Origin of the sequence: Levilactobacillus zymae DSM 19395, from assembly GCF_001434115.1 — a bacterium.
In the GTDB taxonomy this organism is placed as follows: Bacteria; Bacillota; Bacilli; order Lactobacillales; family Lactobacillaceae; genus Levilactobacillus; species Levilactobacillus zymae.
The window spans coordinates 16324-42109 of the sequence record NZ_AZDW01000037.1 but is presented as its reverse complement, the minus strand read 5'-3'; the positions used below and the strand labels follow the sequence as shown (position 1 = coordinate 42109).

Here is a 25786-nt window from a genome sequence, read left to right as displayed (position 1 = left end):
TCGCGAATCAGCTCAGCCCGCAAAATGCTGATTGACTAAGCTGATACTCTTCGTATTGTAACATAGAACAAATGACTATACTGTAAACAGGTCACGACCGTGTTAAATATTTTATTATTTATGAGTCGTTGGGGATCAAATATCCACCCGTTCAGTCCGTTCCGCTGGACCCGTTTCGTCTAGCGGCCAAGGCTGATTATGCCGGGCCGCATCAACGATTTTGTCCCGTTCAGTCGCCGTCCAGTTTACTGGTAAATGCTTCTCGACGTACGCCACTAACAAGGTCTGGATCCGAATTTGAAATTTTCTCAAATCCGCTGGAACTTGCACAGTTGCTAAATAATGTGAACCGTACAATTCGTTATTATATTCCTTGTTCATTTGTTGAATACGTCTTATTTTATTGGCTATGTCCCACTTTTCATTTAACCGCTTAGCGGAATCTTGGATCAGGATTTCGTTGGTGGTCGTCAGTAGAATCAGTGACTGCTTCCCCGATTTACTCAAGTTATACGGGTTGACAGTCTGCAGGTACCGGCCGTTCAGCCAGCTATAATGAGTCTTCTTGTTCTCAATCGGAATCAATTGTAGCTGGCCTAAGACGTACGATAGCGGTCCCCGGCCGCCACTGACGTCTGTATACGCTTGCATGTCGAGCCACGTAACCGGACTGCTCCGTTCGACCCGATCAATCAACGTGCGCGGCGTCACATCGGTCCGGGTAAAACCCGCATAGGCGTTCCAGATGATGGTCGTGCCGTGACGTTGTGGACCGGCGCCCGCACAATATTTCAGTAAAATCACGTGATCCCAATCCACAGCGAGCTGCTTATTGGGAACCTGATAGGTCACCACTTTAGGCGTTAGTTTAGCTAACTCCAAACAATTTCGGGTTGCCACCTGGCGGCGAAAATCCGGCGTCAAGTTGTTCCAGGCAGGTTGTTGCATGAACTGCCACCCCCTCCCTTCATCGGGTGCACCACCGACTCAATCCCTTGAGCCTTAAGGACTTAGGTAATTGGCGGCCTTAGCCGTTGCTCTTACCATGGCTACCATGCCATAAACCACGAACATTAGCAAGAAATTAGCTCACCCTATAGATAAAAGCCATATCAAACTGTCATTGATATTGACGGTGTTTAACCGTGTTCGGTCGCAACATTTTAAAGCTCAAAATAATGAATGATAATTAAAAATATAACTAAATCATTCGTAATTCTCGCTAAATTCTTAACTATATCTCAGTAAAGTCACGGGGTCCGCTTGGTATACTCACCTTGCAACTAAGGAGGAATGATATGATGCATCACACGATCGGTGAAATCTTACGAACGATTCGCCAGAGCGCTTATCAGGATGATCTTCGGGGACTGAAACACGATCTGTTGATGTTTGACATCCCCCTCTGGTACTATCTCAATCTCGAAACCAGCCAGGCCGACCGGCTCCCCCCAGAAAAGGAAGACCTGCTCATGCGTTTCTTCGCCCTCGACCCCGCCATTTTGCCCCAACTACGTACGGCGGTAGACCTCAAGCAAGCGGTCAGCGACGCCATGCTGGCCCTGCTCGACAAGCACGCCTGGCAATTCCGGCGGATGCAGCTCCCCTGGCCCGATAGTGCTCAGGTGGCTCAGCACTTCCCCAGTGCTCACAATCCCGACCCCGCAGCCAAGTTTCGTTATGCGGACCTTCTGCGTTTCTTACGGGTCACAATTCTCAAGAAGCCCGTGGTCTCCTTGGCGGATTACTTCGACCTGCCCCCGCTGATCTATTGGCAGATGGAGACCGCGCAGAAGCCGCTGACGGCCGACATGGTCGCGTGGTTGAAGGAAGTCCTCAACACGGACGACCTACGCCAGTACACCCACGCAGACGACCTGATGGCGGTAGTTGACCAGGCTTACGACAACGGGACCGTCATGGACCTCTAGCGCAACGCAAAAACGACTGGACTCATCGTTTCCCCAACGGTGAGTCCAGTCGTTTTGTGTTAATCTAGCGTTGAATCGCGGCGTTTCAGGATGCCAGCTCCGCCCAGGGTGGTGAGTAGCAGGAAGCTGCCCATCAGTGGCAGAAAAGCATCCGTGGTGGCTTCACCGGTTTGCGGTAACCGCTGCGTCGCTGACGCCTCGCGGTGGACCGGATACTTGCCTAAGACCTCCACGCCCTTAGTCGGCGACGTGGTTCGAGTCGTGGTTTCCCGCGGTGTTGCCACGTCGCGGGTTGCCGTTTCGTTACGTGGCGTGGCCGTGCGGGGCGGGGCTTCGGTTGGTTCGGTTGATTTAGCCGGTGCCGACGTTGACGCCGTACGTTTCATTGGGACGGCCGGGGTCGCTGCGGCGGCCCGGCGTGGCTCATAAACTAGTTTGACCGTGCCGGGTGTCGTGGTAAATTCTCCCTTGACGGCCCCTTCGACCTTGGCTAGGACGTAGCCACTAAACTTCGGCTGCGTCACCTGATAGGCGTGGCCCACGGTCCCGGTCAGGACCTTATCGGGCGCTAGCCGTTTGCCGGTCGTGGTCTGGTAACTGACCGTCACGGTCCCGTCTTGAGCCGCTGACGCCGTTTCTGTAGGCGTCTCCGGGGCCGGTTCGGGAACCGTGACGGTCGCGGTAGTTTGCAAACTCGTGTTCCCCGTCGGTGCTGGGTCACTGGCCGCCTGAGCGGTCGTGGTCAGACCGCCGCTCCCCACGACGATCCCCGCCAACACCGTAAATTTAACCCAATTTCGTGTTGTCATGATGCACACCCCCATGAGCATCTTTAGTGCTTCACTCTCTGAATCTACCCTAATTCTAACATCTGTGAGATTTAGTTAACTAGTTCAGCGGGTGAAGGAGTTGAGAAACACAGGTCAGTTTATTAAAGGCTACACCCAAAAACAACTTCAGGCACAGAAAAAGCCCGGTTTCCCGGGCCTTGACTATATGACGAAAAATTAGCCCACGTAGTTTTGGTTTGCATTCGTGGTCGTCGTTGCTGGCGTATCTACAGGAGAAGTCCCAGTTTCTTGGGTAGCCGTGTAAAAGGCCTTAGCGTTCGTCTTCGTGCTGTAGTTACCAGCTAAAGCACTGTTGAACGTGTACTTCATATAAATGGTGTTAGAACCGTCTTTGTAGCTAGGCGTGTACAACGTGTTCAGGTTATTGCTCGTCAGGTAAGCTTGCACGTCATTAGCCGCATAAGCTGCACCGTCAGCCCCCGTGAACATGGTCGTTAAGTTAGGGAAGACCACCGTCGTTGCCGTTGCAGTCCCAGACTTGTAAGCCGTCAATGGCGTGCCCTTTTGAGATAAGTCACTCGTTACGCTGTAGAAGCTAATCTTCGTATCAGCGTTGGCGTTCTTGGTCACGTATAACGTAATCGTGTCGCCAGACTTAGCAGCGGATAAGGCCGAAACGTTAACGGAATCGCTTGCTTTGTAGGCGTAGCCAGTCCCGGTTAACAAGGAAGCACCCCAAGCATCAGTGGCTTGCTTAGTAGCGTCAGTTCCAACGGCAGTGCCCGTCGCCGTTGCAACGGTCGTCTTGCCATTTTCGTTCAACTTAGATAAAGTTGTTGACTTAACTAACGTCCCATCGGTCGTCTTGAACTCAACCTTAACGTCGGACTTAGCATCGAAAGTATCTTGCGTGGCCGTAACGGCACCACTGTAGATCCAACCGTTAATGGATGGGTTCTTAGCGTCTTCAACGTAATAGTACAGGGAGCCTTCACGGGTCTTAGTAGCGGCCTTGGTGATGGTCAAAGCATCCTTGGCAAATGGCGTAGTATCCTTAACTTGCTTGGAAGCCTTGTATTGGGTGTACTTAGGCGCGTTCCACGTCACGTTAGCCTTACCTGGCTTGGTGAAGTAAACGGTCGTGTTGGCTGGCTTGTTAGCGTCCGTCAAAGTGTTCACAGACTTGATGCCACCGGCAAAGGTAGCGGCGCTCTTTCCGCCATAGATGTAACCACGGTACTTACCGTTCATGGTAACGACCTTGTAGTAAACGGAGCCCTTGTTAGTCGTGGTAACGGCGTAAGCCCGGAAGTAATCTGCGGACTTCTTGGAAGTGGCTAACTTCTTCATGGTCTTCTTGGACGCAACGACCTTAGCCCCCTTAACCGTTCCCGGCTTGGAGTAGATGGCATTAGTCCCCGTAGACACAACGTTCCGCGTTTCGCCGGCAGTCTTTAAGGTTTTAGTGGAAGTTACCTTTGCGTAGCTCTTAGCACTAGCAGTCGTTGACAGCGTCGTAACGGCACCTAAACTCAACGTAGCTAAACCAAGGTATAACGTCTTAGTTAAACGTGATTGCATGATGTATTTCTCCTCTGAAATTGTAAATTTATTGAACGGTCTTTAGTATAGCAGAGTTAGCCAGTAGGTTAGCAAAAAAATTAATAATAATTAGTTAAAAGCCACGTCATCTAAAAAGGACCAACTCATTTCTGAGTTAGCCCTTTTAAAAGTTAGCTATAATTATAGCAACAAATTACTTAGCGTAGTTCCCATTAGTAGGATCTGACACATTAGTTTTAGCTGCAGAACCCGCAACTAACTTCTCTTGTTTTAAACCAACCTTGATGCTATCACCATATTTAGCATTAGCATTAGCAGCCTTGGTAGCTTCCTTAGCAATGCTGTAAACTACGTGGTAAGTTTCACCCTTCTTAACCGTAACAGTCTTGCCAGTAGCGTCAACCGCGTCAGTAATATCAGACGTAGCTACCTTGTCAGTGGAGGCAATCGTTACATCTTTAAACATAGCAGTAAGATTATCAGTATTGAAGGCCATAGTAGCATCGCCTTGTAAGGCTGCTTCTTGCTTGCTCGTAGCAATCGCTGGGTATACACCGCCAACAAAGTTAGCAGCGGTCATAGCAGTTCCACCAGTGATACCGTTAGCCTTAGTAGTATCGTAGAAGGAAAGCTTAGACGTTGCTTGCTTATTAATATTAATAACAATGGTAGTCCCATAATTAATAGTAGTGGATGCTGGGTCAGAGCCATTGTTAGTAGTAGATGCAACGTATCCTGTAGGAACAGACTTGGCAACGAAGTCCTTTAAGCCTACTTTAGAAGAGTTTTCATCCGTAGCCTTAACAGCCACAGCAACACCATTAGCTGCAGTCTTAGCTTGAGGATTTACCCATGAAACGGTAGATACAGTTGAACCATCAGCAGCTTGGTACTTGATTGTTACACTGTTATGAGCCGTAGCTGCAGTGCTGTTAGTAGACGTCCCGCTAGCGAGAACCCATCCCTTGATGGTAGGCGTTTTAGCATTTTGCACATAATAGTAAAGTGCGCCTCCACGTGTTTCCGTCTTAGCAGCCAAAATGGTCCAAGCATCAACGCTCGTCGTGTTTTGTAAGTTGATCTTAGTTGCTTTATATTGGGTATACTTTGGCGAAGTCCAAAGTGCATCCTTATTAGTATCCGATAAATAAACGGTCTTGTTTAGCGGCATCGTGGCATCGGTTAACGTGTTAGCCGACTTGATACCACCTTCAAAAGCAGTCGCAACCGTACCGCCGTAAACGTAGCCGCGATATTTACCATCCATCGTAACGACACGATAGTAAACAGAGCCGCGGTTAGTAGTTTTAACACCGTAAGCACGGAAGTAATCAGAGGACTTTTGAGATGATGCTAATTTAGCCATGGTAGCCTTAGAAGCAACAACTTTAGCACCCTTAACCGTCCCCGGCTTGGTATAAAGTGCGTTAGTTCCCGTAGCTTCAACGTTACGAGTGGTAGCATCGGTCTTCAAGGCCTGGTATGCGCCCGCCGTAGCATAAGATTTTGCAGATGCAGATGTAGCAGATAATGACGCTGCGCCTAAACTAATTGCAGCTAAACTTAAATACAATGTTTTCTTCAAACGAGATTGCATTTTATTTCTCCCCTAAGTAAATTAGATTTTGTTACGGGACAAGTATACCAAGAGTCGCCATCTTTCAAAAGAGTTTCCTAGATAATGAGTCAAATCTAGTATAAAATTCTAAATAAAATGTCGTTTTAGTCCTGTTAACACGCATTTTTGATAACTATGTCGTAAAATCCTAATACGGTGTTAAAGAGGAATAAATTGCTTTATATAGCAAGAGAATATTAATACGAATAAAGATCATCTCTAATTTATTCCACAAAAAAACTCAATCCCGTAGGATTGAGTTTTTTCACAGAACCTAGGCATCGGTAATCAAAGATTACTTAGCGTAGTTACTGTTAGTTGGGTCGGAAACACTAGTGTTAGTTGCAGAACCTGCAACAGTGCTAGTAACCTTCAAACCAACCTTGATGTTGTCACCGTACTTAGCGTTCGTGTTAGCAGCCTTAGTAGCTTCGGTGTCAATTCCGTATACGTAGTGGTATACAGTGCCGGCCTTGATAGTAGTACCATCAGAAGCCTTTACATCGGTAGTAGAAGTCTTGTCAGCAGAGTTGAAGGCAACGCCCTTGAACATAGTAGCAAGGTTGTCAGTGTTGAAGGCAACAGTAGAGTCACCTTGTAAAGCAGCTTGTTGTGCGCTAGCAGTAACAGCTGGGTATACACCACCAACAAAGTTAGCAGCAGTCATGGCAGTCCCACCAGTGATACCGTTAGCGTTAGTGGTATCGTAGAAGGAAAGCGTAGACGTAGCTTGCTTGTTAACGTTGATAACAACCGTAGTACCGTACTTAACACCAGTTAAGTCGTTGTTGATGGAAGAAGCAACGTAGCCAGTAGGCGTAGCACTCTTAACAAAGTCAGCTAACTTAGCGTTTGAACTGTTTACATCAGCATCCGCAACAGCTTGACCAGCGTTAGCAGTCGTAGCCTTTGGGTTTACCCATGAAGCAGTAGATACAGTCGAACCATCAGCAGCTTGGTACTTGATAGTTACACTGTTGTAAGCAGTAGCTGCGGTACTGTTAGTGGAAGTACCACCAGCGTAAACCCAGCCCTTGATAGTAGGAGTCGTGGTGTTTTGTACATAGTAGTACAATGAACCTTCACGAGTCTTAGTCTTAGCAGCAAGAACAGTCCAAGCATCATTGCTCGTAGTGTTTTGCAGGTTTACCTTGGAAGCCTTGTATTGAGTGTACTTAGGCGAAGTCCAAAGAGTGTTCTTGTTAGTGTTCGTCAAGTAAACAGTCTTATTTGCAGGCATGGTTGCGTCAGTTAACGTGTTAGCGGACTTGATACCACCAGCAAAGGCAGTGTCAGACTTACCACCGTAAACGTAACCACGGTACTTGCCGTCCATCGTGACAACACGGTAGTAAACGGAACCACGGTTAGTGGTCTTAACACCGTAAGCACGGAAGTAGTTAGCGGACTTCTTGGAAGTAGCTAATTCAGCCATAGTGGCCTTGGAAGCAACAACCTTAGCACCCTTAACAGTACCTGGCTTAGTGTAAAGTGCGTTAGTACCCGTAGCTTCAACGTTACGAGTAGTAGCGTCGGTCTTTAAGGCAGTATATGCACCTGCGGTTGCGTAGGACTTAGCTGAAGCAGTGGTTGAAACCGTAGCAACGGCACCAAAGCTTAATGCAGCGAGGCCCAAGTAAAGAGATTTCTTTAAACTTGATTGCATAATCTTTTTTCCTCCAAACATATTGTATGTAATTTATCAAGCAGGAATAGTATATCATGATATTAGTGATTTTGTTAAGAATTTTATTCTCCAATCAATAAACCATGACTCCATCCCTTAACTACAAATCCGATTATAGCGATTCCACGCCCTAGAAACAAGGAAATTGCTTCCTTTGTCGTCCGAATGAAATATTTTTATGGGTTTTGTAATATTACTGTTACTTGTAACGGCTTCGTTACTATTATTTTGCATTCTATTTTTTGGTTAAATTTAATCCACCATTAAGGTTAAGCAAGTCACTTGCATTTCCACCCCAAAGGTTCTAAACTGCAAGTATCAAATGAAAGGGGGTGATGCTTTTTGGCAACGCAATGTAGCCTTAAAGTGATCGCTTCCGCGGAGAACGGAAACGACTAATCTCTTTAAGGGATGACCGGCGAAATGCTCTCGCCGGTCTTTTATTTTGCCTTCAGGTCGCCCCTTGACCGTTGCGCCCCGCGTTTCACGAGAACGACTTGACCAATAACTACCGGTCGGACGGGTTGCTTCTCCCACTACCCTTACTAGCCAACAAAAAGTTAAGGTATCCCTAATATAATCCTTTAAATCGTTGTAACACTTGGGAAGAGCGGCTATACTCCAAGGTGGAGGTGAGAGAGATGCTCACGATTTATGTCGATCCTAAGCAACAGGATCAAGTCGTTCAGTTGTCCGATCAAGACCGTGGTTACTTGTCCGTTTCCAAGCAAGCCAACACGGCACGGTATACCTTCTACTTTGTGGGTCACCAACACCCCAGCTTCTGGCATGACGGGAAGCTGACCGACGGTGCCGAGGAGACCGTCCGCACGATTGACGGCGTCCAACATTACCGGATTGCCTTTCGTTGATAGTTTGATCTGTCATGGTATGTGCTCCGCTCACATCGTCTGAGATATCAGACCATCAGCGACCCACCGAACCGGCGCTCGACCAATTGACTGGTTGAGCGTCGATTTTTATTGCCGTTAAGCGCGCGGTCTGGCGGTAAAAGGCCGATTAAAGAGTGCCTCTGAAATAAATCTTTTCCTATTATTACTATTCTATTTTTCCAGTCGGTTCCGCGACCCACCGAACCCGCTAGTCGCCCTATCCCCCGCCCCGGCGATATGATAGAATGGCCTTAACGGAAAGAACTATTCATGTATTGACCATTTACGTGAAAATTCTTCATTTTAACCAAGGAGGTGGCCGGGCATGCTTCCATTTGCCTATCGCGTCTTTCAAGCCATCATTCAAGAACACACCTTTTACCGGGCAGCCCAGATCTTAAACGTCACGCCGTCCGCCATTAGTCATTCGGTCAACCAGCTGGAAAAGGAACTCGGCTTCAGCCTGTTCATCCGCAACCGTTCGGGCGTCGAACTGACCCCCGACGGCAAATCCGTCCAACCGCTGATTCAGGCAATCGTCAACGCCGAGGAGCGCCTCGAACAGGCCGCCGCCAACATCAAGGGCCTCAACTCCGGGTCCGTGCGGCTAGGCGCCTTTTCGTCCGTGTGCATCAACTGGCTGCCCCCCATCATCCAAAATTTCAAACAGGATTACCCGGACATCGCCATCAACGTCGAACAAGCCGACTTCACGGAGATTGCGGCGGCCGTCAAGACCGGGCGTCTCGATTTAGGCTTCTCCGCGCTTCCGGTCAACGAGAAACTCACCGTGTTGCCCCTGATCAAGGATGAAATCTACTGCATCACCCCGGCCGACTTCATCCCCGCCAACCGGACCACGGTGACCGCGGCCGACCTGGTCAAACAAAACTTCATCCTCCAGCGTGGCGACTACGACAAGGACACCAAGGCCGCGCTGGACCACTATCAGATTCAGCCCAACGCCCTGCGGTTCTCCATCGACGACCAATCCATCTTGGCCATGGTCGAGGCCGGCATGGGCATGGGTATCTTACCGGAACTAGCGCTGGAACGCATCAGTGGCGACGTCAACGTCTACCCGTTCGACACCCGCTTCTACCGCACCATCTGCCTGGTGGTCAACAGCGAGCAGGCCAAGGCCCCGTCGACCGCCAAGATGATTGCCGCCATCACCGCCTACGTGACCACCAAGTATCCCGCCAAGGTCCTCCAGCACCCGGGGGCCGTTTAACTCCATCCACGTAAAAACGCAGATCCCCCGGACAGGGACCTGCGTTTTTTGATTGTCACCCGGTTAGGTTAGGGTTGCGCTAGCCGGCCGCTCCCGGCAACGGCGTCTTGGTGGTTTCCACCACGGTGGCGCTCACCGGCGTGGCGTAGAGTTCCACGTCTTGCTTGGCAAATAGCTTGGTCGCCGCCATCTTGACCATGATGGCTTCGGCTTCTTCCGCCGTTAAATCGGCGTTCACGTACTTCAGTCGCAGGTTCTTGATCCGGTGGTCAGTACCCTTGAAAACTAATTCCAAACTCTTCATTGATTAACGTCCTCCTCGTTGGTCTTAAATTACTTAGGCAACAGCGTTTTGCGTGGTCACGTTGGCTCGAATGAAGGGTAACCCCGTCAAGTTGGCTAAATAGCTTCCAAAGGCTTCGACCTGTTCGGACTCCGGTGCGGCGACCCCGTTGTTCAGCACGATGTGGACGGGATGCGCGGGATTGGTCCCCATCAGGAAAGTGATTGACGTCTTTAACCAAGTCTTTGTCATAAGTTGAAACTCCTCTCAAAGTTAGGTGATGTAAGTTGGTTGGCCAACCCTTACACTCTTACTAACGAAATTCCGCCCGCGTTTGTCACCCCCTAAGGCCACATTAGCCAAAATTTATTTTGCCGGAGTCGTTTGACCAGCGTTCGTCGCCAGCGGTACACGGTCTGCCGACTGACGTTACACCGGCGTGCAATCTCGGAGGGCGTCAGTTGGTCGACTAACGTGCCGCTCAGGTAGGTCCACTCGCCCAAGGTGCCCTGCGCGTGGATGACCTTCAAGAGCCGCTCCTGAGTCAACCGGCGTTCCACGTCTTCTTGGGGTACCCGGGTCGCGGGTAAGCTGGCCAGCAGCGTCTCGTGATCCCCCTCGGCACGGTGCTGGTCCTGTCGGCGTTCCTTGCGCAAACGGTCCAACAAGGTCCAGTAGACCTTCTGGTGCGCGTACGCCAGGAATTGGTGCGGTTTTTCCAACGGATCGTCCGGAAACCGCTGGTAAATCTTGAGAAATAGAAGTCGGCTTTCCTGGAGGTAATCGTCATAGTCAGCATGCAACGGCGACAGGTGCAGTCGCTTTAACGCCGCGTGGAGAATCCGTTCGTGGTCACCAGCAAATAAGAAATCAAACGCTTCTTTGTTATTTCTCAAATCCAAAATCCTCATTTCTATTTAGGTTTAGTTCCCTGGGGAACAGAACCTAGCATACCGGGTTGGTCTAGACCCGTCTAACTCCTAATTTTGCCCACTTTCCCCTTAATTAGCCGCTTTCAATTCATATCCATTAGTTATAAGAACGCTCCCATTGCGGCGTTCTCTTGATTGTCCCGCCGCCACTAAGGGGCCAAGAAACCGGTTGATTTTAAATAGTTGGTCGCAAGAAAATTTTCTTTTTCGGATTGTTCGTGTTATAAATAACTTGTGATGAATTTAGCATATAAGGAGTGGATTATCGATGCACCAAAATACCTGGGCCTGGCTGACCGCCACGGTTGCCGCCCTCTTTTTCGTCGGCGGGACGAGTCTGACGGCCGCGGCCAAGACCTACACCCAACACGGCAACGCCCTGGCCAACTATAACGTGGCCCACTATAAAACGGTAAATAACCGGAACCTCTTCGTTCCGCGCTACAGTTTCACGGGCGGCGGGACGACCCTGACCAGTACCAAGGGCACCAAGGTCGGTTTCAAGACCGACATCCTGTTGCCCGACCAGATTGGCTGGCAGAATCCCCAAAGTCTGGTGATAGACCGCACCGGTCGGACCATGTACGTGCTGAGTACCCACCACAACAACCGCGGCTTCATCGCCAAGTACAATTTAGCCGCCCTCCGCAAGCTGGGCGCCACCTCAGCCGCGTTGGCGCAGGCCGACAAGGACCGGGTCAACCACGCCCTGACAGCTAAAGATAAGGCCATCCTGAAGAACGTCAAGGTCGGGCCGGACTTCGCTTGTGGTCACGGCCAATCGTTAGCCCGCAACCCCAAGAACGGTCAACTCTGGTTCGTGGGCGCCACCGCCATCCATAGCAACGTCCAGCAGGTCAGCACCAAGACCCTAAAACCCGTTAAGCGGATCAACTTCATGTTGAAGAACACGGTCCCGATGGGCGAAAACCTGACCTTCGATAAGCATGGTAACGCCTATTTTTACACCTACTCCAACGGCGGCTGGGCACCTAAGGGCACCGTCAAGATCTACCAGGGAAAGATTCACAGTAAGTCCGTGAAATTCCACCTGATCATGCAGGGTCTGCGGCACAATCCCGGCACCAAGAATCAGTCGTTGGCGTACAACACCAAGCGTAACCGGCTGTACTTCATCAGCGACGGCAGCATCTCGTCCGTACCCGTCAGCAAGCTCGGCCACCTCAAGGCCCGCGACGTTGAGGCCACGAACCTGAACGGCAAACGCGAATTTGAAGGCTTACAGTTCACCAGTAACGGTACGGGCTACCTGTTAACCAACCGACCGGCCCAGGTCATGAAGACCACTCGCGCCTTCTAACGGTAACTCCGGCAATCCCAATTGATTTGAACGAAAAAAAGGAACCAAGTTTTCGTATCCCCACGAAAACTTGGTTCCTTTATTGATAGACGCGACGACCACGAGGATTTCGCTCGCCGGTAAGGTCTTCCCGGCCACCATCCCGGTGATGGTGACCCATTGCTAGTCAGACGACAAAAGTTGACCGTGCAAAAATCATACGTTGCACCCGGGGGTCGCCCCAGATGAGGGGAATACTACCCTAAAAAGCCGCGATGGTCTCGCTTCTCATTATACGAACATACGTTCAGAATGGCAAGGCTTGTTTTCCGGGGTGAGGTTGCCCGCCCCCAGCAGCCCGCCATTGGCGTAAGCGGCGATCCGGTTCTCTCCCGAATCACGGTGGGCCAATTCTCGATGCCCACTGCGCCCACTTTACCGCCTCAAACGGCATTCGTCAATTCAACTTGCGGCTGTTAATTAATCGACCCCCGCCAAACGTTGGCCAGTCACGCTTTAGTCGTTCTCAGCAAATTCTTAGGATTAACGCCACTGGATGAACTGCCGGTTGGCCGTGATGTAGTGGCCGTTGGTCAGTTGGTACCGGGTGACGTGGCCCTGAAAGACGATTTTCTTCACTTTTAAGACGGTCTTGGGCTTGACCAGTTTGACGCGCTGGTTGGCCTTCAACGTGGCGTGGCGGTACTCGTAGATGCCGTGCTTAGCGATGACCGCCACCCGCTTGGTCTTGCGTTGATAGTACAGGTTATGTGCCGCCGCGTTGACGCGAATGTAGCCGCCCTTGACCCGGTAGAACCGCTGGCCGTTCTTGAGCGTCACGATGCCCGTCACCTTGAAGTGTGGTGCCGTAGCCCGACTGTGCGCGCTGTAACTACGCTTAACGGTTAGATTCGTGACGTTTTGGTAGAGTTTAAAGGCCTTGGTCAGGTAAACGGCCTTGACGGTCCGACTAGGCTGAACGGTCGGCTTCGCGGGCGACGTTGGCGCGGTTACGCTAGGTTGCGTTGGCGCTGGCGTGGTTGGCTTAGCCGATTCACTCGGGGACGTCGGTGTCGTGTCCGTAGACGTTGAAGGCGTCGTGGTGGTTTCAGTAGTCGTTTGGTCTTGCAGTAGTTTGAATTGGTGGTGTTGCTCAAAGAGTTCCCCAACCTTCATCAATAGACGGTCTTGGCCCTTAGCTGCGTTGAACTGAATCCCTAGAGGCATTCCCTTAGCCGAGACATAGGTTGGTAAACTAATCGCCGGTTCATCGGTCAAATTAGCCTGTTGAGTGTATGGCGTTTTAGTCAAACCATGTAGCCAAGAGTCGTAAATTAATGGCATTTGTTGGTTAACGGGAATGGTTTCCATATGCCGTAACTTAGCCTCGTTTTCTGGCAATACTGAGGGATCGTCAATACTTGGTGCCGTTGTGGCCGTAGTAGGTTGTAGAAGCAGAGTATACTTTTGATGAAAGTTTTCCATGGTGTTAGCTGCCTGATCAATCTCCGTTTCAGCAGCCTTTAACTGTTGAGCCGTCACGTTCTTGGAAGCCTGATAGAGGCCCCAATTTAACGGACTTACATCATCAGGCACCATTTCTCGCTTTTGATAAGTCTTAGTTAATTGCGCCGAATAGGCCCCCGCCGACGTGTTACGGACATAGTAGTCTTTCATCAGTGCCACACCATCCAATGGCGGGTCAACCTGTTTTACTTTAATCCCCTGTTGTTCTAAGAACTTGACTGCCTGTTGTACCGCCTGAATGGCATCTGGACTAACCGGCGTATTAACTGGCGATTTCAAGCTATAAGCAACAGTTACGTGCTTAAGCGTTTTAGGTGCTGGTTGAGCTTGATTCGTTGCTAAAGCGTTAAATAGGGCTTCCGTGTCCGCCATCGTCTTGGTCTCAGCAAAGTTAACCCCATGACCTGTGTGGCTATCTCCTTGAATAATGCTTTGAGTTGGCTTCAATCCTACTAATCCAGACCACGATGCCGGAATACGAATAGATCCACCCGCATCATTTCCCGTAGCAATCGGAACTATTCCATCAGCTACACTGGTCGCAGAACCACCTGATGAGCCACCCGGTTGGAACCCGGGATTCCACGCATTACGCGCATCCCCGTAAAGCTTTGACGTAGTTACATTCAACAATCCCATTTCAGGAAAGTTCGTCTGACCAATAACAATGAAGCCTGCTTTTTGTAAGTTAGCCACAAAAGTTCCAGTTTTACTATAAGTTGCCTGACGTGCCGTCAACAAACCGTTGGTATTAGATTCTCCCGCCATAGCCTGGCCCAGTCCCTTGATTAAAATGGGGACGCCCAAAAAGGGTTGGCCCGTATCCTTTAGACTAGCCGCTTCTTGTAATGCCTGCTTTTCTCGTAGCGTAATGACTGCATTCAAGTGGGGATTATCTGCCTTTAACTTGGCAAATGCCTGCTTAACTAATTCAACACTTGTAACCTTACCGCTTCGAATAGCAGCCGCCAAAGCTAGCGCTGAACTCCGACGATACACCTGTGATGATAATCCCGTTGACGCTTCATTAACTGTTACTGGTAAGGTAGATGCTCGCCCTGTAACCACCGGCGCGCCAACACTCACAAACGTTAACCCCAGTAGGAACCACCGACCGAGAGATCGTTTCCAACAGTGATGACCAGAAGCCCATTTAACCATAACCTAAAATTCCTCCTTTTTTCTAACCATCTCCCAGTTTACGTGTTTAGCTGCAAACTCCTAAGCAATTTGTCTTATAAATTAATTTGTATAAAAGGCAGTTTCTAACTGCAACTTATTAGCCATTTCTTTACTCTATTCCTAACAGGGTTCTCTTCCCAATGAAGTTATTTTTAATATTAGCATCTCTCCAAAACTCGTTCAATCCTCTAACGACCCAGCAATTTTTACCACTAAATTCCCTAGTAAAGATAATAGCTAAAGCTGTCATCTTAGGGTTGGTTTTCCTCGTCCCACATGTTAGAATAAACCCGTAAAGTTAGGTCTTAGTCAGCTTAACTTCTCAAATTCTGTGACGGAAACGGCCCGCCTACTGCACCTATCTCGTGGACGGGTTCTTTCCGTTTTCAGCCGTTATTTTTAGGGTGACACCCCATTAAAACCGTAACCAAATTAAAAACCGTTGACGCGTTTAAACGTCAACGGTTTTCTTATTGATTATTCGTAGGCTAAGGCTTCGATTGGATCGAGCTTGGCGGCCCGACTCGATGGTGCCAGCGCGGCCAGCAGGCTGATCACGATGGCGACGACCACCCCGAAGAGCAGGTAGTTGCCGGTGATGCCAATGATGCTGTAGCCGATGTACTTGGTGGCCACGTTGTTGGCTAAGACCGCCACCAGTTCGGTGAAGGCCAACGCCAAGATACTGGAGAACAGTCCCAAGAAGAAGGCCTCCGACAAGAACAGGTTCTTGATGTCGCGGCGCCGGACCCCTAAGGCTCGCAGAATCCCGATTTCCTTGGTTCGTTCGGATACGCTGATGTAGAGCACCACGATGATCATGATCGCGGAAACCAACAGCGAGATGCCGGCAATCGCGGCCAAGACGTAGAACGCCAACTGGATGTAGGTGTTCAGCGTCGACACGATGGCACCGGCCCCCGTCAATTGATACTGGGCCTTGCCGTTGCTGGCCTTGAGCGCCCGAATCTTATCCTGGACGCCAGTCACGTGGCTAAAGCCGGCAATGTCGACCGTCGCGAAGTTGGCCCGGAAGGTCAGGTGCTTGCTTTGATACATCTGCTTGATGGTCTGAAGGTTGGTCTGTAACTGACCACTGCTGCCATCGGTCACCCCGCTGACCGTCAATTTCTTGGTCATCACGGTCGGAATGTTGTTCTTGTCCATGGCCGTCAGGGAAACCTTGACCGTCTTGCCCACCAGCCGATAAGGATGTTGCTTATTGAATTTCTTGGCGAAATCCTTCGACAGCATCACTTCACCGGTCTTGGGGGTGTGGCCCTTCTTGACGCTCTTGGCCAACATCTGGTCGGTGACCGTTTGGACGATCTGCGCCGTCGAACTGGTCCCGTTGCGTTGGACCTGGGCGCCCTGGGTGTAGAAACCGAGTTGAACCTTCTTGACGTGGTCGAGCTTCTTTAAGCGCTGCACGTCGGCGGTCTTCATTTCGAGCTTCTTAGGGTTTTCACTGGTGGTCTTCTGGGCCACCTGGACCGCGGTGGGCTTAATCTGCGAATAAATTTCGTGATTAATGTAGCCCTTGACCCCGCGGCCTAAGCCCAGCATCAGAATCACACTGAAAATCCCGATGGACGCCCCGAAGATGATCAACAGGTTCCGCCCCAGGTTATAACGCATGTGCTGTAAGGCCATGCGGACCATCGCCATGAAGCCCAGGTGCTTTGCGGGCATTTCGGCGTGGTCGTTGACCGGAAACGGTTCCTTCAGGTTCTCGTCGCGGTCGATGACCCCATCGGCCATGTGCACGATTCGCGTCCCGTGGTCGGCGACCTCTTGCGAGTGGGTCACACAGATGACCAGTTTGCCACTGGCCGCGATGTCGTCCATCAACACCAGGATTTCCTGGGTGTTCTGCGAATCCAGTGCCCCGGTAGGTTCGTCGGCAATGATGATGTCGGGATCCGAGGCCAAGGCCCGCGCGATGGCGACCCGTTGCTTCTGCCCCCCCGAGAGTTGGTTCGGATGCTTGTGCCGGTGCTCCTTCAACCCCACCTGGTCCAACAACTCGGTGGCCCGTTCGCGCTGTTCCTTGCGACTGAGTTTGGTCATCTGCAGTGACACCATCACGTTGTCTAGGATACTGAGGTGACTGATCAGGTTAAAGTTCTGGAAGATAAACCCAATCGTTTGCCGCCGGAAGGTATCCAGTTGCTTCACGGACGCGTGGTGTAACGACTCGCCGTTCAGCAAGACGTCGCCCTCGTACTGGGCGTCCAACCCACCGATGATGTTCATCAGCGTGGTTTTCCCACCCCCGGACTCCCCCAGAATCGACACGAACTCGCCGCGGTCGAACTTCAGGCTGATTCCCTTCAGAACGGGAAAGGGCGTCTTGTTCATGTAATAAGATTTGTGAATATTTTTTAGCTCTAAAAAGCTCATAGGTAAACCCCTTTTGGTTCAGTAATATCCTGAACGATAACCTATTTTCGCTTAAAACGCAATTATTTTGCCGGTTTAGTAAACGCCGCGCGCATGGCCGCAACCGCGGTCTGGGGCTGGTCGTGGCGGGTCAAAAGCGTAATCACCGCGACGCCGGCCGCCCCCGTCTGAGCGATGGCCGGTAATGATTCGAGGGTCACCCCGCCGATGGCCACCACCGGCACCTTGGACTGGACCACCAGTTGGGCCAAGCCGGCCGTACCAATCACGGGGTCGGCGTCGTCCTTAGAGACCGTCGGGTAGATGGGGCCACTGCCCAGGTAGGCGATGCCGTCGATCTGGTTGGCCGCAGCGACCTCGTCCGCCGTCGAACACGAGAGGCCCACGAACATCTGCCGGTCGTCGGTGGCCGCTAAGACCTGTTGGATGCGTTCGTCGCTTTGTCCCACGTGAATCCCGTCGGCGTTTAGCTGTAGCGCCATCTCGACGTCATCGTCGACGATGAACGGCACGTTGGCCGCCCGGCATTGGTCGCGCAGGTCGCGGCCTAGCGCCAGCCGTTGTTCGGGCGTCAGCGTGCTGGCCCCCTTGTCGCGAAACTGGTAGGCCGTGATGCCGGCCGCTAGCATGGTGGCCAACACGTCGCGTAAGTCCCGGCCGGGCACGTCTTGACTGCCCGCCACAAAGTAGGCCCGGAGCAAACCGGGTTCAAAAGTTACTGACATTATAGCGTTCCCCCTTGATTGTAAGCCCAATGGTTCAACGGTCCGTGGCCGTGGCCAACCTCGATGGGGTGGGCGATGGCAGCGGTGACGTAATCCTTTCCCAAACGAATGGCCGTTTCGAAGTCGGCACCCTTCGCCAGCTCGGCCGTGATACACGACGACAGGGTGTCGCCCGTGCCGTGCGTCCGCACCGTGTCGATCCGCGGCGCGCTCAACCAAAACGACCGGCCGTCTTCAAGCAGGACAAAGTCGCTGGCCTGGTCCGGAGTGGCTTCGTGGCCGCCCTTGATGATCACGTTCTTGGCGCCCAGGTTCTGCAGTTCGACCGCCGCGGCCTCCATCTCCTCTTTGGTGTCGAGGGGCATCCCCGTCAGGCGTTGGGCTTCCGGCAGGTTCGGCGTCAAAACGTCGGCCAACGGCAACAATTCGTCGCGGACCGTCGCCACGGCGTCATCGGCCAGTAAAGCCGCGCCCCCCTTGGCAATCATCACGGGGTCGACCGTCAACGGGCCGAAATTATAGCGCTTTAAATTCTCCACGACCCCGTGAACGTGTTCGGCGTCGGCCAGCATCCCCGTCTTGCAGGCCCGAATCTTGAAATCATCGGCCAGCGAGGCAAACTGTTCGTCAATCAACTGTTGCGGCAACGCCAGGAAGTCTTGGACCCCCTTGGTGTTTTGCGCCGTCACCGCCACGATCACCGCCGTGCCGAAGACGTGGCGTTCCTGCATGGTCTTTAAGTCGGCCATGACCCCGGCGCCCCCGCCGCTGTCGGTCCCCGCGATGGTTAACGTTTGGGGAAATTCATTCGTCATTTGTCACTCATCCTTTCCACCTATTCGTAGGCCGCGACCGCTTCAATCTGTGCCACGGTGGTCTGCTGCAAGGCGTCCATTAATTTAATAATAAAGGTGCCGGCCCCCATCTGCGGGTCCGCTTGGGCGACCCGTTGTCCGATGGCCGCGAAGACTAAGCACGCGGTCTGGGCCGCTTCGAAGTAGTCGTCCTCAATCGCACAAAAGGCCGCCACGATGCTGGAGAGCATGTCGCCGGACCCCACGTGCGTTTGGAACAGCGTGGTCCCGTTGATGACCTGCACGGTGCGCGTCCCGTCGGTGATCACGTCGGTCGGCCCGGACAGGATCACCGTACACTTTTGCTTCTTAGCACAGGTCTCGGCAATCGTGACTAGGTCTGCGGCCCCCTCACCGGCATCGATGCCCTTGGCCTGCCAGTTGATCCCGGCTAAGGCCGCAATCTCGCCGGCGTTCCCGCGCAAGACGTCCGGCTGAAAGGCCTGGAACAGCTCCGCGGCCACCTGCGCCCGGTATTTAACGGCCCCCACCGCCACCGGGTCGACGACCAACGGCTTGTGGTACTGGTTGGCCAATTGGCCGGTCACCTTGATCTGGTGAACCTGCGGCGTGGTAAAGGCGCCCAGGTTCAAGCAGACCGCCTGCGACATTTGCACCATCTCGTCGGCCTCGTCGACCTCCTCGGACATGATGGGCGACGCGCCAATCGCGTTGATGCCGTTGGCCACGTCTTGGACCGTCACGAAATTAGAAATGTTGAACACAATCGGATTTTGCCGCCGTAAATCATCCAGTAAACTGACTTTCATTTGATAAATACCCCCAAAAATAGTTGTGCTAATCCTAGATAGGTCCGCCAACGTGGCTAAAAGTGACGCCCAACCGGTCAAAAAAACGCCAAAACGGCCACCCATTCGGTAAGTGAACGGGTGGCCGTCGCCAGTCAAAACACGTTCCCTTCGCAAGCATGGACTTGACAGGTTCAAAGGAATTGCGACAAGGTCACATCTCAGCCCGTACACGGACACTCCTAGTGTTAGTTATATTTAGCATAGCATGTTGACGCGGCACGTCAACGATTCTTAGATTAGTGGGTGATTCGTTGGGCTGCTTGACCAGTCAGCCGCCAGATACGGTCCATGGTCTTGTCGGATAAGAACCGGCGGGCCAGCAGAATCTGACTCCCGGCGCCGGCGTGGTAGCGGGTCTTGGGACGCCGGGTCAGCGCCGCGCGATCGACCAACCGGGCGATGACTTGCGGTTCACTGGCGTAGCGTTTGACCGCCGTCAGGATCGCCGCGGCCATGGTCGCCGTCTTGGCGTACGGCCCGTCGCCCGAGGTCTCGTGCAGGTGGGTCGCCGCGATGTCGGCCCATTCGGATTTAATCCCACCGGGTTCGACCACGGCCACGTGGATGCCGTGGGGTTGGAGTTCCAACCGGAGCGTGTCCGAGAGGCCTTCTAGGGCGAACTTGGATGCCACGTACCAGCTGGCCATGGGTTGCGCCACCTTGCCGTCGACCGAGGTAATGTTGATGATCCGGCCGCTGTGCTGTTGGCGCATCATCGGCAGGACCGATTTGATCAGCCGCGCCGCCCCGAAGAGGTTGACGTCGAACTGACCCAAAGCTTGTTTGATGGGGACGTCTTCTAAGGCGCCCAGCAGGCCGAAGCCCGCGTTGTTGACTAAAATATCGATGCGTCCGGTCTCGCTGACGATCCGGTCGACCACTTGTTCCACGCTATCGGCGTCGGTCACGTCTAGCGCCACCGTGGTGATGCCTAAGTCGTCCAAATCATTCATGCGGTCCACCCGCCGGGCCCCGGCGTATACCGTGACCCCGTTGCGGTGCAGGCTGCGCGCAATGGCGTTGCCGATTCCTGACGATGCGCCGGTTACCAGCGCAACTTTACGATGATGCATGGTCAAGCCCCCTTAAATTTTTCGGTACCTGGATGTTGGAAAGACAGAGCGCTTCCGGGGCAGTCTTAGCATGCGATGGCAATCACTCAATTTCAAGCGAGCAATTAATCCTCTCGTTTTACTCAATTAGATGATTAGTCGCGTCGTTCTAGACTGCTTACCCACTCATCGCCTCAGTCTTCCACATAGGTAACTCAATTGTACCCAAAAGCACAAGGACTGGCTATGAAAGCGGCCTCATTTTAATAATTTTTTTAGTGGTCAGGCGTCCCACCCCGTCTGACGGCAATCTTTGGTATAATGGTCAAGATTAATAGGTTTCAACTGTCACTATATTAGGAGAAAATCAATGAGAAATTATCAAAAACGCGACGATTACCGGGACAACTACCGCCGGGGCCGCCGCAACGACCACCGGGACGAGCCCCAGGTCGAAGTCGAAGAGGGCCAACGTTTTCCGCTGACCATCAAGAAGATGGGCATCAACGGCGAAGGCATCGGCTACTACAAGCGCATGGCTGTTTTCGTGCCCGGTGCGTTGACCGGTGAAGAAGCCGTGGTGGAAGTCACCAGCATCTCTCACCGTTACTTGCGCGCCAAGGTCCACCGGATTCGCAAGGCCAGCCCGTACCGCGTCGAACCACGCGACAGCTACGCCGATCAGGTCGGCGGCTTCGAGCTCGAACACCTCGCCTACCCGCAACAACTCGAATTCAAACGCGACATCGTCCGTCAGTCGCTGGAACGCTACCACCCTTACGGTTTCAAGGACTACGACGTCCGTCCCACGCTGGGCATGGCCGACCCGTACGCCTACCGCAACAAGGCCCAATTCCAGGTGCGGCAAACCGCTGACGGCACGGTCCAAGCCGGGCTATACGCCGAACGCAGCCACGATTTGATCGACCTGCCCACCTGCTCCGTGCAGATGCCCGTCACCATGACCGTGATGCGCGCCTTGGTCAAGATGCTGCAAGATTTAGAAGTCCCGATTTACGACGAAGAACATAACTCCGGCATCGTTAAAACGCTGGTGGTCCGTGCGGCCGCCAACACCGACGACGTCCAGGTCACCTTCATCACCAACTCCAAAAAGCTGCCGCACAAGCACCAACTCCTGTTGCGGATGGCCGACGAGCTGCCGCAAGTGACCTCCGTGATGCAAAACATCAACCCGGGCAAGACGTCCTTGGTCTGGGGCGAGGAGACCCAGCACCTGGCCGGTGAAGAAACCATCACCGAAAAGCTGGGCGGCCTGGCCTTCAAGCTCTCCGCGCGGGCCTTTCTCCAACTCAACCCGGCCCAGACCGAAGTCTTGTACGACCAAGCCAAGAAGGCCCTGGACCTGCAACCCGGTCAAACCGTGGTCGACGCCTACTCCGGGGTCGGCACCATCGGGCTGTCGTTAGCCGACGTGGCCGCCGAAGTCCGGGGGATGGACGTCATCCCCGAAGCCGTGGCCGACGCCAACGCCAATGCGGCGCTTAACGGCATCACCAACGCCCACTACGAGGTCGGCACCGCCGAAGACCTTCTGCCGAAATGGGCCGTGGCCGGATTCCGGCCGGACGCCATCGTGGTCGACCCACCCCGCACCGGTCTGGACGGCCACCTGATGGACACCATCTTAGCGATCCACCCGCAAAAGTTGGTCTACATCTCATGCAACCCCTCGACGCTGGCCAAGGATTTGGATACGTTGACCGACGATTACCGCGTCGACTACATCCAGTCCGTCGACATGATGCCGCAAACGGCCCGCTGCGAAGCGGTCGTCAAGTTGTCGCAACGATAGAATAATAGGCAACGCACGGCTTTCGTGTTAGACTTTTATTAACGAATTTTGTTAGAAAGTTGGCTAATCTCATGCAAGATCCTTTTAAGGGCTTTAACGATGACGACAACAATAACAACGGTAACGGCCCTCAAGGACTGCCCTTACCGCCGAATTACGCCACCGTCGTGAACCCGGAAACCGGTAACCTCCGCATCGCAAAAGTTGGGTTCTCGTGGACCATGTTTCTGTTCCACCCGTTCCCCACGATTTTCCGCGCGGACTGGTACAACCTGCTGTGTATCATCGGGGTGGAACTCGCCTTACAAATGTTATTCAATATGTTCGTGCCCGGTAATCAACGGGTCACGGCTACTGGAAGCGTCGAACTCGGTATCGCCCTGCTCTGGGGCGCCATCTACAACATGATGTACTACAAGCACCTGTTCAATCAGGGCTTCGTGCCCGCCGACGAGCGCTCGCGCGACCTGCTTACGCGGGCCCACTACTGGAAACCCAAATCAACTGATTAATAACGAACCGTTCCTGTGAGGGAGCGGTTTTTGTTTTGCGTTCATTGCCGTTAAAAGAGACACCCGACCACGTGACTGTGCTCGGGTGTCTCTTTTTAATTAGTCTGTTCGATCAACCCCAACAGCTTTTGCCGAAACGCGACGTAATCGGTGCCCAAGCCCGTGGTCACGTCCTGGTTAAAATACGGGTTATCTAGCATAGCCGCCACGGTCCCCGGCTTGCCGTTGATCACCAAAATCCGTTGCCCCAAGAAAATGGCCTCGTCGATATCGTGAGTGATGGCGATGATGCTATTTTCCAAGCGACGCCACAGGTTCAACAGCAGCTGATGCATCTCGTTACGCGTGTAATTATCCAGCGCACTGAACGATTCATCCAGCATCAACAGCGGCGGTTGATTGATACAGGCTCGCGCCAAGGCGACCCGTTGCTTCAAGCCTCCCGATAGTTCGTACACGGGTTGGTCTTGAAAGGCTAACAATCCCGTTTCGGTCAGCAGTTCCGTCAGCAACGGTTCGTAGGTCGTCGCCGCCAACCCCCGCATTTTCGGGCCAAAACAGATATTTTGCGCCACGGTCAACCACGGATACAGGGCCATGTCCTGAAACACGATGCCGCGTTGCCAACTAGGCCCCTGCACCCGTTGTTGGTTCATCAAGACCTGACCGTTTAGAGGTGTCGTGTAGCCCGCAATCAGGTTCAACAGGGTACTCTTCCCTACCCCAGAAGGCCCGACGATGACGGTCAGGGCGTGGGCGTCCACCGTTAAGTCGACGTGTTCGATCGACACCTCTTGGCTTTCGGGATAGCGATAACTCACGTCGCGTAATTCTAATAAACTCATGATTTCCCTCACTCTCCTCCGGTACAGTAGCGCGCATCGATAAACCGCTGACAGTCGCGATAATTCGGTCGGCTATTCAGGGTCTGTTGCTGGCCCATGAACTGGCAGGCCGTGTTGAACTGCCGCGTAAATTGGTGAGTCATAAATCGGGGCATCTCATCGGCCCTCACCCACCGGGAGGTTCCAATCTGGGTCTGTGCCTGCTGGGCGGTCAGGTCCAAAAACTTCCCCGTGGTCCGGTTGATTTCTCCCGGATGCGTCTGTTTCAGGTCGTGCATCTGCCCTAAAACGTCTAGGACCATCCGTAAGGCTTGGGGGTGCTGACGTTGAAATTGGGTCGTCGCCAGCGTGACGTTCGCCGTCAAGTACCCCGCATTGGCCAGTGCCTGACTATCCGTGAGAGTCTGGGCGTGGGTCAGGTTCGAAAGACTGGGTTCCCAGGTGTAGGCCCCGTCGATGTCGCCCCGTCGCCAGGCCGCGACAATCTCCGTGGTCTGCATGTCCATCAGGTGAACCTTCCCTAACAGGTGGTGAGCCTTCAAATACATCATCAAACTGTAGTGGGACGTGGAAGCAAACGGCGTCGCGATGGTTTTCCCCACCAGGTCTTGGGGCCGCTGAATGCCCAACTGTCGCCGCACCACCAACTGTTCGTTACTACCGACCACGTCGTTGACCCAGACCAGGTTGACCGGAATCTTGGCCGCCATGGCAACCACCGCGTTGGTATCGCCCATGGTCGCCAGGTCGACACTGTTCGCTAATAAGGCCTTATTGGCGTCCACCCCGGAATCAAAGGTGTAATACTTGATGCGATACCCCCGTTGCCGGGCCGCACGTTGTAGGTCACCGCGTTGCCGGGCGGCCGTCACGTCGTTAGGCACCCGTAAGATGCCGATACGAATGGTGGTCGTCGACTGAGTCGGCCGCGACGCCCCGGTCATCACCAGGAGCCCAATCAAACCTAGGACCACCACGCCCAACAGGCCGCCTAATTTTAATCGTCGTTGGTTTTTCATACGCGACCACTCCATTTAATCAGCCGATGTTCCAACGCTTTGATGCCCCAGTCTAGTGCGACTCCCGTCACGCCCAGGACGATAATGCCAACGAACATCACGTCACTCTTGAGGTAGTGGGACGCATCGATGATCATCCAACCGATCCCGGTCGACGAGGCCACCATTTCGGCCGAGACAATCGTGGTGTAGGCCACGCCGACCGCCGACCGGACCCCCGTAAAGATATCGGGTGCCGCGGCGGGAAACACGATATGCCAGAACCGTTGTTTCGCGTTGGCCCCCAGCGAAGCGGCACTCTGCAGGTACTCCACGTTCACCTTTTTTACCGCGTCAAAACACGCGATGTAGATGGGGGGAATCGCCGCTAAGAATAGCAAGCTAATTTTTGATGATTCACCAATCCCTAACCATAAAATCAGTAAAGTATAGTAAGCCAACGGGGGAATCGGCCGAATGAACTGAATGATGGGGTCCACGATAGCCTTGACCCGTAGCAGGTAGCCACTCACTAACCCCAGGGGAACCCCAATCAGGATAGCTGCGACCACCGCAATGATCAGCCGTAGCATGGTCACCAGGTAATGCGTCCCCAGCGACACGCCGTTATACCCGTGTTGGCAAAGACTGATAAACGTGGTCACCACGCGTTGCGGCGACGGCAGTAAAATCCCTGACACCAGGTGGGCGGCCGTGGCGCCGAACCACAGCGCCAGAATCAAGAGGAGCACCCCCAGACTGAGTCGACGATATTTAGTTGGACGTTTCGTTTCCATCAGTACACACTCCTCCGGAATAACCCGAAAA

At 52.9% G+C, this 25786-nt stretch carries 23 protein-coding genes and 1 riboswitch; of the genes, 6 read left to right on the top strand and 17 right to left on the bottom strand.

The annotated features are described in order from the left end of the window. Positions 1-135: 135 nt before the first annotated feature. Positions 136-948, bottom strand: coding sequence for a hypothetical protein (locus FD38_RS09160; RefSeq protein ID WP_057733496.1), 813 nt, complete (start codon positions 946-948; stop codon positions 136-138). A gap of 350 nt (positions 949-1298) precedes the next feature. Between FD38_RS09160 and FD38_RS09155 the strand changes: the two genes are divergently transcribed. After that, on the top strand, positions 1299-1931 hold the full coding sequence (locus FD38_RS09155; protein ID WP_147007830.1) for a hypothetical protein: 633 nt from the start codon (positions 1299-1301) through the stop codon (positions 1929-1931). Positions 1932-1990: 59 nt separating this feature from the next. Here the strand turns inward: FD38_RS09155 and FD38_RS09150 are convergent, their stop codons facing one another. From FD38_RS09150 to FD38_RS09135, 4 genes are all read right to left on the bottom strand, one after another. Next, positions 1991-2740 (bottom strand): MucBP domain-containing protein, encoded by a 750-nt coding sequence (locus FD38_RS09150; RefSeq protein WP_057733492.1) that lies wholly within the window; start codon positions 2738-2740, stop codon positions 1991-1993. Positions 2741-2938: 198 nt separating this feature from the next. Beyond that, positions 2939-4303: a hypothetical protein gene (locus FD38_RS13130; protein ID WP_057733490.1), complete on the bottom strand. Its 1365-nt coding sequence runs from the start codon at positions 4301-4303 to the stop codon at positions 2939-2941. Positions 4304-4478: 175 nt separating this feature from the next. Continuing rightward, entirely contained in the window at positions 4479-5882 is a 1404-nt protein-coding gene (locus tag FD38_RS09140; RefSeq protein WP_057733488.1) for a hypothetical protein, read from the bottom strand. Positions 5883-6198: 316 nt separating this feature from the next. Then, complete coding sequence (locus tag FD38_RS09135) at positions 6199-7569, bottom strand: hypothetical protein (RefSeq protein WP_057733486.1); 1371 nt, start codon at positions 7567-7569, stop codon at positions 6199-6201. A gap of 662 nt (positions 7570-8231) precedes the next feature. On the opposite strand from FD38_RS09135, the gene FD38_RS09130 reads away from it, so the two are divergent. Together FD38_RS09130 and FD38_RS09125 are read left to right on the top strand one after the other, a co-directional pair. Further along, positions 8232-8462, top strand: a complete 231-nt coding sequence (locus FD38_RS09130) for a hypothetical protein (protein ID WP_057733485.1) — start codon at positions 8232-8234, stop codon at positions 8460-8462. 346 nt (positions 8463-8808) lie between these two features. Continuing rightward, complete coding sequence (locus FD38_RS09125; RefSeq protein WP_057733483.1) at positions 8809-9717, top strand: LysR family transcriptional regulator; 909 nt, start codon at positions 8809-8811, stop codon at positions 9715-9717. Between the two features lie 79 nt (positions 9718-9796). Here the strand turns inward: FD38_RS09125 and FD38_RS09120 are convergent, their stop codons facing one another. The 3 genes from FD38_RS09120 to FD38_RS09110 all read right to left on the bottom strand — a co-directional run bounded on the left by FD38_RS09120 (position 9797) and on the right by FD38_RS09110 (position 10896). Continuing rightward, positions 9797-10021, bottom strand: coding sequence for a DUF2922 domain-containing protein (locus FD38_RS09120; protein ID WP_057733481.1), 225 nt, complete (start codon positions 10019-10021; stop codon positions 9797-9799). A gap of 33 nt (positions 10022-10054) precedes the next feature. Next, the gene (locus FD38_RS09115) at positions 10055-10252 is read right to left on the bottom strand and encodes a hypothetical protein (protein WP_057733480.1); all 198 of its coding nucleotides are present in this window, start codon (positions 10250-10252) and stop codon (positions 10055-10057) included. 92 nt (positions 10253-10344) lie between these two features. Next, positions 10345-10896, bottom strand: a complete 552-nt coding sequence (locus FD38_RS09110; RefSeq protein WP_225430780.1) for an RNA polymerase sigma factor — start codon at positions 10894-10896, stop codon at positions 10345-10347. Positions 10897-11200: 304 nt separating this feature from the next. On the opposite strand from FD38_RS09110, the gene FD38_RS09105 reads away from it, so the two are divergent. After that, positions 11201-12253, top strand: a complete 1053-nt coding sequence (locus FD38_RS09105) for a hypothetical protein (protein WP_057733476.1) — start codon at positions 11201-11203, stop codon at positions 12251-12253. Positions 12254-12775: 522 nt separating this feature from the next. Here the strand turns inward: FD38_RS09105 and FD38_RS09100 are convergent. The 6 genes from FD38_RS09100 to FD38_RS09075 form a co-directional block, all read right to left on the bottom strand. Further along, positions 12776-14920 carry an amidase family protein gene (locus FD38_RS09100; RefSeq protein ID WP_083485331.1) on the bottom strand — a complete coding sequence of 715 codons (2145 nt, stop codon included), beginning with the start codon at positions 14918-14920 and terminating at the stop codon, positions 12776-12778. Between the two features lie 498 nt (positions 14921-15418). Next, positions 15419-17344, bottom strand: a complete 1926-nt coding sequence (locus FD38_RS09095; protein ID WP_057733474.1) for an ABC transporter ATP-binding protein/permease — start codon at positions 17342-17344, stop codon at positions 15419-15421. Between the two features lie 62 nt (positions 17345-17406). Beyond that, the gene (gene thiE / locus FD38_RS09090) at positions 17407-18069 is read right to left on the bottom strand and encodes a thiamine phosphate synthase (RefSeq protein WP_057733472.1); all 663 of its coding nucleotides are present in this window, start codon (positions 18067-18069) and stop codon (positions 17407-17409) included. Then, complete coding sequence (thiD, locus tag FD38_RS09085; RefSeq protein WP_057733470.1) at positions 18069-18884, bottom strand: bifunctional hydroxymethylpyrimidine kinase/phosphomethylpyrimidine kinase; 816 nt, start codon at positions 18882-18884, stop codon at positions 18069-18071. The genes thiE and thiD overlap by 1 nt, the downstream gene beginning before the upstream one ends. Positions 18885-18904: 20 nt before the next feature. Continuing rightward, positions 18905-19693 carry a hydroxyethylthiazole kinase gene (thiM, locus tag FD38_RS09080; RefSeq protein ID WP_057733468.1) on the bottom strand — a complete coding sequence of 263 codons (789 nt, stop codon included), beginning with the start codon at positions 19691-19693 and terminating at the stop codon, positions 18905-18907. Positions 19694-19820: 127 nt separating this feature from the next. Further along, positions 19821-19926, bottom strand: a riboswitch (TPP riboswitch). Between the two features lie 45 nt (positions 19927-19971). Then, positions 19972-20808 (bottom strand): oxidoreductase, encoded by an 837-nt coding sequence (locus FD38_RS09075; RefSeq protein WP_057733466.1) that lies wholly within the window; start codon positions 20806-20808, stop codon positions 19972-19974. 349 nt (positions 20809-21157) lie between these two features. Between FD38_RS09075 and rlmD the strand changes: the two genes are divergently transcribed. Both rlmD and FD38_RS09065 read left to right on the top strand, forming a co-directional pair. Beyond that, complete coding sequence (rlmD, locus tag FD38_RS09070) at positions 21158-22603, top strand: 23S rRNA (uracil(1939)-C(5))-methyltransferase RlmD (RefSeq protein ID WP_083485330.1); 1446 nt, start codon at positions 21158-21160, stop codon at positions 22601-22603. 71 nt (positions 22604-22674) lie between these two features. Next, positions 22675-23115: a DUF2628 domain-containing protein gene (locus FD38_RS09065; protein WP_057733464.1), complete on the top strand. Its 441-nt coding sequence runs from the start codon at positions 22675-22677 to the stop codon at positions 23113-23115. Positions 23116-23210: 95 nt separating this feature from the next. Here the strand turns inward: FD38_RS09065 and FD38_RS09060 are convergent, their stop codons facing one another. The 3 genes from FD38_RS09060 to FD38_RS09050 are packed head-to-tail and all read right to left on the bottom strand — an operon-like array spanning position 23211 to position 25755. Next, the gene (locus FD38_RS09060) at positions 23211-23960 is read right to left on the bottom strand and encodes an ABC transporter ATP-binding protein (protein ID WP_057733462.1); all 750 of its coding nucleotides are present in this window, start codon (positions 23958-23960) and stop codon (positions 23211-23213) included. A gap of 8 nt (positions 23961-23968) precedes the next feature. Continuing rightward, positions 23969-24979, bottom strand: coding sequence for a taurine ABC transporter substrate-binding protein (locus tag FD38_RS09055; protein ID WP_057733461.1), 1011 nt, complete (start codon positions 24977-24979; stop codon positions 23969-23971). Then, positions 24976-25755, bottom strand: coding sequence for an ABC transporter permease (locus tag FD38_RS09050; RefSeq protein WP_057733459.1), 780 nt, complete (start codon positions 25753-25755; stop codon positions 24976-24978). Before FD38_RS09050 ends, FD38_RS09055 begins: the two co-directional genes overlap by 4 nt. Positions 25756-25786: the final 31 nt, after the last annotated feature.

Bases quoted from the DNA above. Each gene is read 5' to 3' on its own strand.
- rlmD (WP_083485330.1), top strand. From the start codon at position 21,158: ATGAGAAATTATCAAAAACGCGACGATTACCGGGACAACTACCGCCGG.
- FD38_RS09160 (WP_057733496.1), bottom strand. From the start codon at position 948: ATGCAACAACCTGCCTGGAACAACTTGACGCCGGATTTTCGCCGCCAG.
- thiD (WP_057733470.1), bottom strand. From the start codon at position 18,884: ATGACGAATGAATTTCCCCAAACGTTAACCATCGCGGGGACCGACAGC.
- FD38_RS09060 (WP_057733462.1), bottom strand. From the start codon at position 23,960: ATGAGTTTATTAGAATTACGCGACGTGAGTTATCGCTATCCCGAAAGC.
- FD38_RS09095 (WP_057733474.1), bottom strand. From the start codon at position 17,344: ATGAGCTTTTTAGAGCTAAAAAATATTCACAAATCTTATTACATGAAC.
- FD38_RS09115 (WP_057733480.1), bottom strand. From the start codon at position 10,252: ATGACAAAGACTTGGTTAAAGACGTCAATCACTTTCCTGATGGGGACC.
- FD38_RS13130 (WP_057733490.1), bottom strand. From the start codon at position 4,303: ATGCAATCACGTTTAACTAAGACGTTATACCTTGGTTTAGCTACGTTG.
- thiE (WP_057733472.1), bottom strand. From the start codon at position 18,069: ATGTCAGTAACTTTTGAACCCGGTTTGCTCCGGGCCTACTTTGTGGCG.
- FD38_RS09140 (WP_057733488.1), bottom strand. From the start codon at position 5,882: ATGCAATCTCGTTTGAAGAAAACATTGTATTTAAGTTTAGCTGCAATT.
- FD38_RS09105 (WP_057733476.1), top strand. From the start codon at position 11,201: ATGCACCAAAATACCTGGGCCTGGCTGACCGCCACGGTTGCCGCCCTC.
- FD38_RS09120 (WP_057733481.1), bottom strand. From the start codon at position 10,021: ATGAAGAGTTTGGAATTAGTTTTCAAGGGTACTGACCACCGGATCAAG.
- FD38_RS09135 (WP_057733486.1), bottom strand. From the start codon at position 7,569: ATGCAATCAAGTTTAAAGAAATCTCTTTACTTGGGCCTCGCTGCATTA.
- FD38_RS09100 (WP_083485331.1), bottom strand. From the start codon at position 14,920: ATGGTTAAATGGGCTTCTGGTCATCACTGTTGGAAACGATCTCTCGGT.
- FD38_RS09155 (WP_147007830.1), top strand. From the start codon at position 1,299: ATGATGCATCACACGATCGGTGAAATCTTACGAACGATTCGCCAGAGC.
- FD38_RS09130 (WP_057733485.1), top strand. From the start codon at position 8,232: ATGCTCACGATTTATGTCGATCCTAAGCAACAGGATCAAGTCGTTCAG.
- FD38_RS09065 (WP_057733464.1), top strand. From the start codon at position 22,675: ATGCAAGATCCTTTTAAGGGCTTTAACGATGACGACAACAATAACAAC.
- FD38_RS09150 (WP_057733492.1), bottom strand. From the start codon at position 2,740: ATGACAACACGAAATTGGGTTAAATTTACGGTGTTGGCGGGGATCGTC.
- FD38_RS09125 (WP_057733483.1), top strand. From the start codon at position 8,809: ATGCTTCCATTTGCCTATCGCGTCTTTCAAGCCATCATTCAAGAACAC.
- FD38_RS09075 (WP_057733466.1), bottom strand. From the start codon at position 20,808: ATGCATCATCGTAAAGTTGCGCTGGTAACCGGCGCATCGTCAGGAATC.
- FD38_RS09050 (WP_057733459.1), bottom strand. From the start codon at position 25,755: ATGGAAACGAAACGTCCAACTAAATATCGTCGACTCAGTCTGGGGGTG.
- FD38_RS09055 (WP_057733461.1), bottom strand. From the start codon at position 24,979: ATGAAAAACCAACGACGATTAAAATTAGGCGGCCTGTTGGGCGTGGTG.
- thiM (WP_057733468.1), bottom strand. From the start codon at position 19,693: ATGAAAGTCAGTTTACTGGATGATTTACGGCGGCAAAATCCGATTGTG.